9 protein-coding genes are annotated in these 13,257 nt (G+C 62.0%); 6 read left to right on the top strand and 3 right to left on the bottom strand.

The genetic code is table 11. The features are described 5' to 3' along the window. Positions 1-8: 8 nt before the first annotated feature. Positions 9-269 (bottom strand): hypothetical protein, encoded by a 261-nt coding sequence (locus B6K69_RS18680; protein WP_123876596.1) that lies wholly within the window; start codon positions 267-269, stop codon positions 9-11. Positions 270-791: 522 nt separating this feature from the next. Between B6K69_RS18680 and B6K69_RS18280 the strand changes: the two genes are divergently transcribed. Both B6K69_RS18280 and B6K69_RS17505 read left to right on the top strand, forming a co-directional pair. Beyond that, complete coding sequence (locus tag B6K69_RS18280; protein WP_164682019.1) at positions 792-2,765, top strand: calcium-binding protein; 1,974 nt, start codon at positions 792-794, stop codon at positions 2,763-2,765. Continuing rightward, complete coding sequence (locus B6K69_RS17505) at positions 2,750-4,096, top strand: calcium-binding protein (protein WP_108645028.1); 1,347 nt, start codon at positions 2,750-2,752, stop codon at positions 4,094-4,096. Before B6K69_RS18280 ends, B6K69_RS17505 begins: the two co-directional genes overlap by 16 nt. 1,963 nt (positions 4,097-6,059) lie before the next feature. Here the strand turns inward: B6K69_RS17505 and mazF are convergent. Continuing rightward, entirely contained in the window at positions 6,060-6,389 is a 330-nt protein-coding gene (mazF, locus tag B6K69_RS17500; protein WP_108645027.1) for an endoribonuclease MazF, read from the bottom strand. 1 nt (position 6,390) lies between these two features. Then, complete coding sequence (locus tag B6K69_RS17495; RefSeq protein ID WP_418260609.1) at positions 6,391-6,633, bottom strand: AbrB/MazE/SpoVT family DNA-binding domain-containing protein; 243 nt, start codon at positions 6,631-6,633, stop codon at positions 6,391-6,393. 468 nt (positions 6,634-7,101) lie between these two features. Here B6K69_RS17495 and B6K69_RS17490 point away from each other — a divergent pair, with 468 nt between their 5' ends. From B6K69_RS17490 to B6K69_RS17475, 4 genes are read left to right on the top strand one after another with little or no spacing between them, the layout of a single operon-like run. Further along, positions 7,102-7,782 carry an SOS response-associated peptidase gene (locus B6K69_RS17490; protein ID WP_108645025.1) on the top strand — a complete coding sequence of 227 codons (681 nt, stop codon included), beginning with the start codon at positions 7,102-7,104 and terminating at the stop codon, positions 7,780-7,782. Next, positions 7,772-8,374, top strand: coding sequence for an ImuA family protein (locus B6K69_RS17485; RefSeq protein ID WP_228156896.1), 603 nt, complete (start codon positions 7,772-7,774; stop codon positions 8,372-8,374). The genes B6K69_RS17490 and B6K69_RS17485 overlap by 11 nt, the downstream gene beginning before the upstream one ends. Next, a complete protein-coding gene (locus B6K69_RS17480; RefSeq protein WP_108645024.1) occupies positions 8,301-9,785 on the top strand; it encodes a Y-family DNA polymerase in 1,485 nt (494 codons plus the stop codon). Before B6K69_RS17485 ends, B6K69_RS17480 begins: the two co-directional genes overlap by 74 nt. After that, positions 9,782-13,159: an error-prone DNA polymerase gene (locus B6K69_RS17475; RefSeq protein WP_108645023.1), complete on the top strand. Its 3,378-nt coding sequence runs from the start codon at positions 9,782-9,784 to the stop codon at positions 13,157-13,159. Before B6K69_RS17480 ends, B6K69_RS17475 begins: the two co-directional genes overlap by 4 nt. Positions 13,160-13,257: the final 98 nt, after the last annotated feature.

Here is a 13,257-nt window from a genome sequence, read left to right as displayed (position 1 = left end):
CGCGCCGTCTAACCGCATGGATTCGTGATGTGAATCCATGGGGGACAGCGTTTTGCAACAACGCCGAGATCCGGGTGCCGACCCGTTTCAGTCGGTCGGTCCAGGCGAAGGGGCGTGAACTGGGTGCCCTGATCGGTGTTCATGATCTCGGGTGGGCCGAACCTGTGGATCGCCTCGCGGACCGCTTCTTCGGCGACCTCGGCCGCTGCCGCAGCCTTGCCGCCGCGTTCGAAGATGCCAGCGGCACCTTCCAGGTACTGCCAGGTCACACACAAGTCCCCGCACCCACAAACACCATTCAGAACAAGCCGGTAGTCCGCAGGTTTGCCTCCGCTATGTGCCTCGGTTGCCACGGCGCATGACGCGTGATCGCTCCGACGCGGAAATGCCGGGTGGTCCAGGCATGAGCGCAGCTGGATGTGAGTTCAGTGGCAGTTCAGAGACGCCGCTCACGCGGCGCAAAGGGTGGATCACTTCAAAGAAGGGGATACTCCGGACATCGGGAGATTTGAACAACAAAGCCGCCTGGGGCGGATATGCAATGTCTACTCTGTAAAACTCTATCTTTATCCCAAGCCTTGCATTAAGAATTTCTGAAGCTCATCAGGCCACCCTCACATCTCGGCAAGAGACAAGATATCTGGCAATCAGGCTTGGAGCAGAAGGCTCCACAGCAGCGGTCCCATAAACCTCCGCATCAGTTTTCAGAGGTATGACGGTTAAAGCCAATGGCTCCTGGCTGCAAGAAACTTATGCCTTGATCCGTTCTAATTACAGAGCTGAGGCCACCAATGCGCGCGACGTACCAGGAAGAGATCAAGAATTCGCAAAATGGCACGGAAGTAACCGGAAGTCACTTTGGGGCAAACCTGGTAGCACATACGAACTTTTCAATCGATGAAGGGCCTTTTGATCAAGCGACAACTGCCCTTGGCGTTACACATATCCGTTTCCCTGGCGGAACGATAACTGAACAGCTGATCGACCCGAGCGGAGATTTCTGGGTTCAGTTCCTGGGAACAAATGGAAATTCAACGGTTACCCTTCCCGACGGTCGGGTCATTCAGACCTTGGCGGCAACACTTGAGTATGCCTCAGAGCACGGTCTTCTTGTCGATATTGTTCTCCCTACGGAATTTTTTCTGTCAGAGGGCGAGCCAGGTAGCCGGCAGATTAACTTTGAGGCTATCGACTATATGGTGTCCTCCCTAAATGACTTCCTCGAGAGCAACCCGAATTCTGGCTGCATCTCAACGATCGAGATCGGGAATGAGTATTACTATGATGGCAGGATGACTGCCCTGGAATACGCTCAAATTGCCAACTACATGGTTATCGATCTTGCCAATGGATTTGAGGCACTTGAAGAGCATGGATACCATTTTAAGAATGGAGAACCAAAGATCGCTGTGCAAGCTGGCGCAGGCTGGCAGCCGGGAGACAATCAAACCATTCTGGACAACCTGAGCCCGGAGGCAAAGGCCGAAATAGATATTACCGTCGTTCACTACTACCCAAAGACACTCGATAAGGTTGGGAACTTCGCCAGACATCTTAATCAGCTTGACGATTGGCGCGCCGATCCTGATTTTAAAGATCTTTCGTTCTGGGGCTCAGAATGGAACATTCAGAACACAGACGTATCAGACAAGGGAATGCTGCAGGCGAGTGCGTTTGTCGCGGCCTTTCAGCAGCTGCTTCTTGAAGGCGTGGACATGGCATCTGTCTGGGGCACACAGTACAAATCCCTGGATTCCCGACTGTCCACACTCTCTCAGAAAGACTTGGGACCGCTCAACACCACGCCAATCGATACCGACCTGACAGCGACTGGTGAAGTCTTCAGCATCATGAGTCGTGGCCTCGTGGGGCTGCACTCCGCCGACATCTCGGAAGAAGCTTTCGCAACAATCTCGCGGGACGGTACGAAAATTGATCTGTCATCAGCGGATGTTTCGACAACATCCTTCGGCTCAGACAGCAGATACCTGGGGTTCATCTCGTCGAGAAGCACAGTCTCAGATACCGATGTGAGGCTTGACCTCTCGCAATACTTCGGACTGAACGGCCACGTCTCGATCCGGGTTATTTCTGCGGTTGACGATCCTTCAACCGTCGGCATCGACGAGTCCGTTGGATCTGGTGCGGCGGCGGAACCTGACCTTGATATCGTCTATTCCGGCGGAATCCCTGATACACCGATTTTCGTGCAGCTTCCACCGACCGCAATCCTGATCGTCGAAGTCAGCTTGACGGATCAGGGTATATATTTGTCCGGCCAGAATCCGATCAGCGACGAGACCTTCATCGACTATGAGGATCTCCTCGTCGGCTGGAAAGGAAACGATACGCTGGTGGGGTATTCAGGGGACGACACCCTGAGTGGTGGCAAGGGCGGCGATTTGTTGGACGGCGGCAATGGCCTCGACTATGCAACCTATGCCGACGCGACCGAGGGGTTGCGGGCCGACCTGACCAATCCGGCCAGCAACACCGGTGATGCGGCTGGCGATACCTACATCTCCATCGAGAACCTCGCGGGGTCGCAGTTCGCCGATATCCTGATCGGCGATGCCGGCGCCAATGCCATCGTCGGCAACGGCGGAAGCGATCTCTTGGCCGGAGGGGCCGGCAACGATGCGCTGGACGGGGGCGAGGGCAACGACACGCTTCGGGGGGGGCAGGTGCCGATCGTCTCAACGGCGGCAATGGCCTCGACTATGCAACCTATGCCGACGCGACCGAGGGGTTGCGGGCCGACCTGACCAATCCGGCCAGCAACACCGGTGATGCGGCTGGCGATACCTACATCTCCATCGAGAACCTCGCGGGGTCGCAGTTCGCCGATATCCTGATCGGCGATGCCGGCGCCAATGTGATCGTCGGCAACGGCGGAAGCGATCTCTTGGCCGGAGGGGCCGGCAACGATGCGCTGGACGGGGGCGAGGGCAACGACACGCTTCGGGGGGGGGCAGGTGCCGATCGTCTCAACGGCGGCAATGGCCTCGACTATGCAACCTATGCCGACGCGACCGAGGGGTTGCGGGCCGACCTGACCAATCCGGCCAGCAACACCGGTGATGCGGCTGGCGATACCTACATCTCCATCGAGAACCTCGCGGGGTCGCAGTTCGCCGATATCCTGATCGGCGATGCCGGCGCCAATGCCATCGTCGGCAACGGCGGAAGCGATCTCTTGGCCGGAGGGGCCGGCAACGATGCGCTGGACGGGGGCGAGGGCAACGACACGCTTCGGGGGGGGGCAGGTGCCGATCGTCTCAACGGCGGCAATGGCCTCGACTATGCAACCTATGCCGACGCGACCGAGGGGTTGCGGGCCGACCTGACCAATCCGGCCAGCAACACCGGTGATGCGGCTGGCGATACCTACATCTCCATCGAGAACCTCGCGGGGTCGCAGTTCGCCGATATCCTGATCGGCGATGCCGGCGCCAATGTGATCGTCGGCAACGGCGGAAGCGATCTCTTGGCCGGAGGGGCCGGCAACGATGCGCTGGACGGGGGCGAGGGCAACGACACGCTTCGGGGGGGGGCAGGTGCCGATCGTCTCAACGGCGGCAATGGCCTCGACTATGCAACCTATGCCGACGCGACCGAGGGGTTGCGGGCCGACCTGACCAATCCGGCCAGCAACACCGGTGATGCGGCTGGCGATACCTACATCTCCATCGAGAACCTCGCGGGGTCGCAGTTCGCCGATATCCTGATCGGCGATGCCGGCGCCAATGTCATTCTTGGGTGTTTTGGCAATGATGCGCTGTTCGGCGGGGACGGCCGCGACACCCTGGACGGAGGAGAGGGTGATGACCTTCTGTCAGGCTCTGCGGGTGCAGATTGCTTTGTCTTCAAGAGTGGCGCCGATGTCGTTTCGGACTTCGAAGACGACTTCGATACGATCATGATCTCAAGCGACCTGTGGGGTGGTTGCGCCAAAACAAGCGCAGAACTTCTTTCTTACGCCCACACCTCCGCAGATGGACAGTCCGTGATCTTCGAGTTCGGACCGGGCAACACGCTGGCAGTGATGCACGTCAGCGACCCTTTGATGCTGGTCGATGACCTGGTCGTGTATTAATGTGCTCACAGGGAGTGTTTTATCCCGTCAGAATGCGGGACGCAGCGTTAATTGCCGGTTAACCAGTTTGATGGAAGGTGACGCCAACAAGTCATCGCGCATAGGCTGCAATATGAACAACCATGAGTGGCTCCTGAACACACTGTGCGACATCAGGGCCTACGTCTCTCTCAACAAGATGCACCCGCTTCTACCGTCGATAAATCAAGCGTACGAGACACTGATCAGAGAGATTGGAGGATCAGGTCATGCTGTCAATGAGCGTGAAAGCAATATTGTACCGTTCCGGCAAAAAGGGAAGCCGATCGAGACGATAATCCGAGAATTGGGGCGCGACAACCCTCATGTTTGAGATGGTACTGTGAGTCCCCCGTCTGTTGCTACGCAGCATTCCCGTGAAGCGAACCCGTGGGCTTCAGCCGCAAAAGAGATCGACAGGCATGTGATTCTCTTAGCTCCAGCAAAGTCTTCCGGGGCAGCATTGCGTGATTTCACGTCGCTCTGAGAACATTTCTCCTTCGAGCGAGAATAGGATAGGCCGTAGCCTCCTTATGCTATAAGCAAACATTCTCTGCGGCGTCAGCCACTACGCTCGCAAGATATTTGCCTGCCTGAGGGCTCCTCTTGCCTATATCATTGCCTTGGTGGCGCTCCGGCAGGAACTTGCCAACTGCATGGTTCTGCGGGCACTTGATCGCGTTGTTCAAGCTGAACGAATTAACGAAATATTAATGAATTTGTTTCAAAGATGTCTACATTAAGCCAAGCTACGGAGGTACCCAGTGAATCTGAGTTACATCAGGAATCGAGCTATGACACTTGCCGATGTCGCCGATTCCGAAGGATACGTTGAAACTGCCCAAGCGATTCGAAAGTTTGCTGCAGCATGCCTCGAAGAGGCAAAGCGTCGCGACGCCCCTGTCTCTCGGCATGAGCCATCCCCAACATCGACTTCGCAGGATGGGTTATCCACCCACTGATTCTATGAGACGACTTTAATCGTCGCGCAAAGCTTGGACTGGTTTGGAAGCGGCATTTTCGATCCAAGATTTCTCACAGGCATAAGAGCCAGATTTCCTCGCACCTCTCACCTGGTTGCCTTTCCCATGCATGTGCATGGGGCATATGGGATGACTTTTCGGAGCAGTTGTATCACAGGGGTCATGGTTACGGTGATGAATTGAAGGGGTCTTCCAGGGATTTGATGAGTTTATTGGGCGTCACTTGCCACTCGTGACTTCCCAGAAGTTGATTAAATATGTGTGAATTTATTGGATATTTCTTCAACGCTCAATCATTGCTGCCGGAGCGTCGCGCTCTGGCTTTACTAGGATATTACCCTCACCGGTACTGAGAGAGGCGGCTTCGGCAACAGCAAGTCCTTGCACCTGAACTCAGGGACACGATGTCGGCCTACCTGGTCAGCTGATGGCTGGTCGAAAAGGCCGCCGCACGGCTACGAAGGGAAGGCCGCATAGCGGGCAGCTTCAGTGTTCATATCTCGCCCGAAATGGGGGAACTCTGGGAAAGACAGTCCGTTGTGCCGAGTCTCAGGACACGGCGGTTTTTCTCAGGATCAATCGCGCGCTATGGCGGAGAGCATGGCGACATATTCGCGGGACGAGGATCGTCGCGATTGGCGTCCATCTGAGCCATGTGGATTTCATAGAACGCATGAACGGTGATCAGCGGAAGATTGCAGGTGGCGAGCTGACACCAGGAGAACGCGCGGCGCGAGCCGTTGATTTCATCAACAATCGGTTCGGACCTGGCTCAATCACCTATGGCGCGAACATCCCGCACCCGGGCTTTTTTGAGCGCGGATGATCCTCACAGCACCAACGGCTCGATCAGTGCCACACCATCATCGTTTGGAACGAACGAGGCACGGGGTAGTGTCGAACCTCGAAATCCGCACCGATCTCTAGACCCCATGATCGGGTTGTGAGCTGACTGGGTTGGCCTAGCGACCGATGAGTGCTTTCGCCTTTGCGCGGACAGCCGCCAGTTCGGCTTCACTTATCCGGCTTTTGGCCTTTGCGTTGCGCGCCCGCCAATCCAAAGACTTGACCTGATCGGCCAGCACCGCGCTTTGTCGGTCATCGTTGATAGGCACCTCGAAAGGATACCCTTTTCGTTTCGTCGTGAGAGGGCAGCACAGCATAAGGCCAAAGCGATTGTAGGCCGCAGGAGACAGCACAACGGCGGGCCGATGACCTGCCTGCTCATGCCCCGCTTGCGGCGAGAACTCTAGCCAGACGATCTCGCCTGCATCTGGGATATACTCTGTCACGTCAGAACGCTTCCTGCCCGCGCGATCCGCCGAAATCGACCTCTTCATGAATGTTGTCAGGAGTCATGCCCGCGATCAAATCTGACAGGTCGGCCTCGATCTCGTGATACGGCTCGATAATGACCCGACCATGCTCCGAGCGAACATTAACCGTCTGATCGACCTGCAAGCCGGACTCACCGAGGATCGCAGCCGGTATCCTGACCGATGCGCTGTTTCCCCACATTTTCACCACCGCTCTCATAGCGACCCCCATTGATACAATGTCGATACTAGCCCATTAGCCGCCACGTTTCAACATTGTTTATACATTGCGGGTCAGCTATTTGTCATCTGTCGGATCGAAAGGCCCTTGGATTCCCAGCCAATCCTTCTGAAAATTGTAGTAGGCAGAGCGCCCGACCACGGGTCCGGTCAAAGCCTTGACCGCCTCCCAGACCTCAACGCCGCGCTTTCCCTGCACCAGCATTTCAACGGCAATCCTCTGTGCTCTTCGGTCATCACAGCGGGCCGCTCGTGCCGCCCACCCCGAGCTTTGGCCGCTTGAACGCCCGCAATGCTGCGCTCCCGGATCGGATCGCGCTCCATCTGGGCTTTGATGCCGTCGGGGGCGGTCACAGCATCAGAGCCCCGCAGGTCACCCTTCCCAGCAGCCCTGTGTTCTGGCAATGTTCCGGGCCATCCGACCCATTCGGCGAGCCCCGTTACAGCGATGTGCAACCTCTACTCCCAGACCAAGGCGCAGGATGCGATGCGGTGTGTGTTTGATGACGCGGTCGCGGAGGGTGAGGTTGTCGAGGATCTGGCAGGGAACCTGCCGCCGATGCCGGGGATCTTCCCTGACTATCCCGCCCCGATCCTGCGACACCGTGCGGGCGGTGGCTGGCAGTTCAGCCGGGCGCGCTGGGGCATGCCAACGCCGCCGGTGTTTCTTGCAGGCAAGCGCACGGATCCCGGCGTGACCAATATCCGCAACACCGCCTCGCCGCATTGGCGGCGCTGGCTGGGGGTCGAACATCGCTGCCTTGTTCCCTTCACTAGCTTTTCCGAGATCGACAGCCGGCCTGGTGCTCCGCGCAATCATCCGGTCTGGTTCGCCCTTGGCCCTGACCGGCCGTTGGGTTTCTTTGCCGGTCTGCGCACCGAATGGACCTCGGTGCGCAAGCTGAAGGAGGGCGAGGTGACGGCCGATCTCTTCGCCTTCCTGACCTGCCCGCCCAACCGCGAGGTAGCGGCCGTTCACCCCAAGGCCATGCCGGTGATCCTGACCCGGCCCGAGGACTGGCGGCGCTGGCTGACCGCGCCCGTCGAGGAGGCCCTGCTTTTGCAGCGCCCCCTGCCGGATGGCGAGTTGGAGATCGTGCTGGAGGGGGCGCGCGAGGATGTTGCATGACCGGCTGCGGCATTCGAACCAGGCGGATATGCCGTTCAGCCTTGCCCCTATGCGGGTGCATGAGGCGGAAGGGCATGGCCGGCGCGCCTTTGCGCTGTTCCAGGCGGCGCGGCACAAGGGACCGCTGGTCTGGATCCTGCCTGCGCACATTCCCGAACTGCCAATGCTGCGCGGCCTGCCCGAAGGCGTGGGCGAACGGCTGCATCTGCTGCGCCCCGAAGGCGAGACCGATCTCTTGTGGTGCGTGGAAGACGCGCTGCGCTCCGCGCCTGTCAGCCTTGTCATTGCCGAGCCGGAGAAGCCGCTGTCGCTGACCGCAGGTCGCCGGCTGCAACTGGCGGCCGAAGCCGGGCGCACCACCGGCCTGCTGCTTATCCGCCGCGATGCGGGCAGCAACGCCACCGAGACCCGCTGGATGTGTGAGCCCCTTCCCGCGATGGCTGCGGACTCGACTCCGCATCGTTGGAGCCTTAACAAGAACAAAAAGGGAACTATTGGAAGCTGGGTCTTGAACTGGGATGGCGCGTCGGCTGCTTTCGATCTGGTTTCCGCGGCTGGCGAGCGACATCAGCCTGCGGAGCCGGCCCGTTGACGGGCCTTTCGCCCTGACCCACCGGTCGGGCAATGCCGATCACCTGCATTGCCTCAACACGGCCGCTTCTGCGATGGGGCTCTCCCGCGGGATGGCGCTGGCCGATGCCCGGGCGATCTGTCCCGATCTGGCGACACGTCCCTCCGATCTGGCCCGCGAAGCAGCCGCCCTCGGCACCTTGCGCCGCTGGGCCAACCGCTACGCGCCGATGGTGGCAAGAGACGGGGTGGATGGGCTGATGGCCGACATCTCCGGCGTGCCGCATCTTTACGGAGGCGAGGCCGCCTTGCGCGACGACCTGCATGCCCGGCTGGAACGGGCGGGCCTGACTGCCGCCAGCGCCATTGCCGGGACCCGTGGTGCGGCCCATGCGCTGGCCCGTCATGGCGGCGGCATCCTGGCCGAAGGCCGGATCGCAGACGGAATCGGATCGCTGCCGGTCAGCGCGCTGCGGATTGACCCTGACACGGCCGAGGCGCTGGCCCGGGTCGGCCTGTCGCGGATCGCCGATCTGATCGGGCTGCCGCGGGCGCCATTGGCACGGCGGTTCGGGCCGGGGCTGGTGATGCGGCTTGACCAGACGCTCGGGGTGCAATCCGAACCGGTGGCCGCAGAAGCCGAGGCCCCGCATTTTGGGGTCAGGATGACGCTGCCGGAACCGATCGGACTGCAATCGGATGTGATGGCAGGGCTGGCACGGCTGCTTGACCGGCTCTGCGCCAGCCTCGCCCTGCATCAAAGGGGCGCACGCCGGCTGCGGCTGGAGCTGCGACGGGTGGACAGCGGCGCGGCTCAGGTCGAGATCGGGCTGGCCCGGCCCATGCGCGATCCGGCCCGGATGGCAGCCCTCTTCGCCCGAGGCGTGGAAGAGATCGACGCCGGCTTCGGCATCGACGCCCTGCGGCTGAGCGCGCCTCTGACCGAACCCCTGGCCCCGGAACAGATCGGCGGCAGTCCCGCTTTGCATCAGGATGACGCTCTGGCCGATCTGCTGTCCTCGCTTGGCAACCGGATCGGCTTTGATCGCGTCCAGCGGCTTTTGCCTGCCGACAGCCTGATCCCCGAACGCAGCTACCTGCTGGCGCCTGCCGCCTATGCCGGCGCGGAACCCGGTCCGTCACGCGCCGGGCCTGCCCGCCCGATCACGCTGTTCCCGCCCGAACCCGCAACCGTCACGGCCGGCACCCCGCCCGCCAGCTTCCGCTGGAGACGGATGCGCTTCACTACCTTGCGCGCCACCGGCCCGGAACGGATCGCCCCGGAATGGTGGTTCGACGACCCGGCCTGGCGCTCTGGCCTGCGCGACTACTGGCGGATCGAGACCCGCGAAGGGCCAAGACTGTGGCTGTTTGCAACGCCACAGGCACCGGACGCTGGCCGCAACTGGTATGTGCAGGGAGAGTTCGCATGACTGCCCCAGACACGGCTGACACGGCCTATGCCGAACTCTGCGTCACCTCGAACTTCACCTTCCTGACCGGGGCCTCGCACCCCGAGGAACTGGTGACCCGCGCCGCCGAACTGGTCCTGACCGCCATCGCCATCACCGACCGCAATTCGGTGGCAGGCGTGGTGCGGGCGTTTTCGGCATTGAAGGAACTGACCCGGCTGCGCGCCGAAGCCGAGACCGGCCAGACCGGCGCACCGCCAGGAACCACGATCCGGTCGCAGAAGGTGACCGATCCCTCCAGCCGTCAGACCGTGCCGCATTTCACCGGCGAAGGGCCGGCCCCGGCGCGATCGGACACGCCCTTGCCAAGGCTGATTGCGGGGGCACGGCTGGTTCTGACCGATTCCGCGGTCAACTGGATTGCCCTGCCCACCGATCTTGCCGCCTGGTCGCGGCTGACCCGGCTCCTGTCACTGGGCAAGCGCCGTGCACCCAAGGGGGAATGTCATCTGCACCGGGCCGATCTTCTGGAATGGGGGGCAGGCATGATCCTGATTGCCCTGCCGCCCGATCCACTTGATGAGGCGAACCCCACGGCCAGCCGCGCCGATCTTCGTCAACTCGCCCGCGCCTTTCCCGGGCAGTGCTTTCTGGGCGCCGCCCCGCACTATGACGGGCGTGATCAGCCCCGGCTGGACCGGCTGGCAACCCTTGCCCAGACCGTCAACCTGCCAATGGCGGCCGTGGGGGATGTGCTGATGCACCGTGCCGCCCGTCGCCCGCTTGCCGATGTGCTGACCTGCCTGCGCACCGGCTGCACCATCGACACCATCGGCACGCGGCGGCTGCCGAATGGCGAGCGGCGTCTGAAGTCGGGGGCCGAGATGGCGCGGCTGTTCCACCGTCATCCCGCCGCCCTGCGTCGCACAGTGGAGATCGCCGACCGCTGCGCCTTCCGGCTGGACGATCTGCGCTATCAATATCCCGACGAGGCGCAAGACGGCGAACCTGCGCAGGAACGGCTGGAACGGCTGGCCCGTGCCGGGCTCACCTGGCGCTATCCCTCGGGGCCGCCGCCCAGGATCGTGCACCGCGTCGAGACGGAGCTGACCCTGATCCGCGAGGTGAGTTATGCGCCCTATTTCCTGACCGTGCATGACATCGTGCAGTTCGCCCGGTCGAAGGGAATCCTCTGTCAGGGCCGCGGATCGGCGGCCAATTCGGTGGTCTGCTACCTGCTGGGCATCACCGAGGTGCCGCCCGAGAGCATCACCCTGATCTTCGAGCGCTTCATCTCGAAGGAGCGCGGCGAGCCGCCCGACATCGACGTGGATTTCGAACACGAACGCCGCGAAGAGGTGATCCAGTGGATCTATGACCGCTATGGCCGCCACCGTGCCGGGCTGACCGCCACGGTGATCCATTTCCGCTCGCGCGCCGCCATCCGCGAAGTGGGCAAAGTGATGGGTCTCAGCCAGGACGTGATTGCCCGGCTCTCCGGGCAGATCTGGGGCTGGTCCTCGGCCGCCCCTGGCGAGGACAGGCTGCGCGACGCGGGCCTTGATCCCCGTGATGCCCGTGTGCGGCTGGCCACCGGCCTAATCGGCGAGATCATCGGCTTTCCGCGCCACCTCAGCCAGCATGTCGGCGGCTTCGTCATCACCCAGGGGCGGCTGGACGAGCTGTGCCCGATCGAGAATGCCGCGATGGAGAACCGCACCATCATCGAATGGGACAAGGACGACATCGACGCCCTTGGTCTTCTCAAGGTGGATATCCTGGCCCTGGGCATGCTGACCTGCATCCGCAAGGCGTTCGACCTTCTGGCCGACCATCGGGGGCAGCGCCTGACCCTTGCCAGCGTTCCGCCCGAAGACCCCGGCGTTTACGACATGCTCTGCCGGGCCGATGCGGTCGGGGTGTTTCAGGTGGAAAGCCGGGCGCAGTTGAACTTCCTGCCCCGGATGCGGCCACGCACCTTCTATGACCTCGTCTGCGAAGTGGCCATCGTCCGCCCCGGTCCGATCCAGGGCGGCATGGTCCATCCGTTCATCAATCGTCGTCAGGGCAAGGAGAAGGTCGAAGACCTTGGCCCGGCGATGATGGAGGTGCTGGGCCGCACCTATGGCGTGCCACTGTATCAGGAACAAGCGATGCAGATTGCCGTGGTCGCCGCAGGCTTCACCCCCGCCGAAGCCGACCGCCTGCGCCGGTCTCTGGCCACCTTCAAGCGGATGGGCACCATCGGATCGTTCCGCGACCGCTTCGTGTCGGGCATGCTGGCGCGCGGCTATGACGCCGATTTCGCGGCCCGCTGCTTTGCCCAGATCGAGGGCTTCGGCAGCTACGGCTTTCCCGAAAGCCATGCCGCCAGCTTCGCCCGGCTGGTCTATATCTCGGCCTGGCTCAAGTGCCATCATCCGGCAATCTTCACCTGCGCCCTGCTGAACGCCCAGCCGATGGGCTTCTACGCCCCCGCCCAACTGGTGCGCGATGCCCGCGACCATGGCGTGGAAGTGCGCCCGGTCTCGGTCAACCATTCCGCTTGGGATTGCACGCTGGAACTCCGCCCCGATGGGGCCCTGGCCCTGCGCCTGGGGTTTCGCCAGATCAAGGGGCTACGCACGGAGGATGCCGACTGGATCGTTGCCGCCCGTGGCAATGGCTATCCCGATGTCGAAAGCCTGTGGCGGCGGGCGGGGGTGGCCCCCGACACGCTGGAACGGCTGGCCGAAGCCGATGCCTTCGCCCCCCTTGGCCTGACCCGCCGCGCCGCGCTCTGGGCCGCCAAGGCATTGAAGGCCCCCGCGCCGTTGCCGCTCTTCGGGCCGGATGGCGAGGGCGGCGCCGAACCCGTCGTCACCCTGCCGCCGATGACGCTCGGGCAGGAGGTGATCGAGGATTACCTGTCCCTGCGCCTGTCGCTGCGCGCCCATCCGCTGGAGCTTTTGCGCCCCCGTCTGCCCGAAAGCCTGCCGCACGACCGGCTGGGCACCGCGAAGGGCCGCGTCAACGTCACCGGGCTCGTCATCACCCGCCAGCGCCCCGGCACCGCTTCAGGGGTGATCTTCCTGACGCTGGAAGACGAAACCGGCACCGCAAATGTCGTGGTCTGGAAGCGCGTCTACGAGACCTTCCGCAAGGCGGTGATCGGCGGCCGTCTGATCCGCGTCTCCGGTCGCATCGAACGTGACGGCCCCGTGACCCACCTGATCGCCGAAAGGGTCGAGGATCTGTCACACATCCTGGCCACCCTCGGCCGTCCGGTGGTGATTTCCGTCAACGATGGCCGCGCCGATGAGGCAAAGCGCCCCGTCGGCGCCAGCACGCGCCCAACCGCCCGCCACCCCCGCGAACAGGCCAGGAAGCTCTTCCCAAGCCGGGATTTCCACTGAGGGGGACATGCTATCGCATCGAAGCCGCAAGACATGGCCAGGGCCAAGGCCGAGGCGCAACAATTCCGCAACAGGCTCCGCCTCTTCGAACTCCCCCC

The sequence above is a fragment of the Pseudogemmobacter blasticus genome, from assembly GCF_003071405.1.
Classification (GTDB): Bacteria; Pseudomonadota; Alphaproteobacteria; order Rhodobacterales; family Rhodobacteraceae; genus Pseudogemmobacter; species Pseudogemmobacter blasticus.
This window is presented reverse-complemented; position numbering and strand designations above follow the sequence as displayed.

What these genes read in the sequence shown, in the direction of transcription:
- B6K69_RS18280 (WP_164682019.1), top strand. Translation starts at nt 792, where the DNA reads ATGCGCGCGACGTACCAGGAAGAGATCAAGAATTCGCAAAATGGCACG.
- B6K69_RS17495 (WP_418260609.1), bottom strand. Translation starts at nt 6,633, where the DNA reads ATGAGAGCGGTGGTGAAAATGTGGGGAAACAGCGCATCGGTCAGGATA.
- B6K69_RS17490 (WP_108645025.1), top strand. Translation starts at nt 7,102, where the DNA reads ATGTGCAACCTCTACTCCCAGACCAAGGCGCAGGATGCGATGCGGTGT.
- B6K69_RS17485 (WP_228156896.1), top strand. Translation starts at nt 7,772, where the DNA reads ATGTTGCATGACCGGCTGCGGCATTCGAACCAGGCGGATATGCCGTTC.
- B6K69_RS17480 (WP_108645024.1), top strand. Translation starts at nt 8,301, where the DNA reads ATGGCGCGTCGGCTGCTTTCGATCTGGTTTCCGCGGCTGGCGAGCGAC.
- B6K69_RS17475 (WP_108645023.1), top strand. Translation starts at nt 9,782, where the DNA reads ATGACTGCCCCAGACACGGCTGACACGGCCTATGCCGAACTCTGCGTC.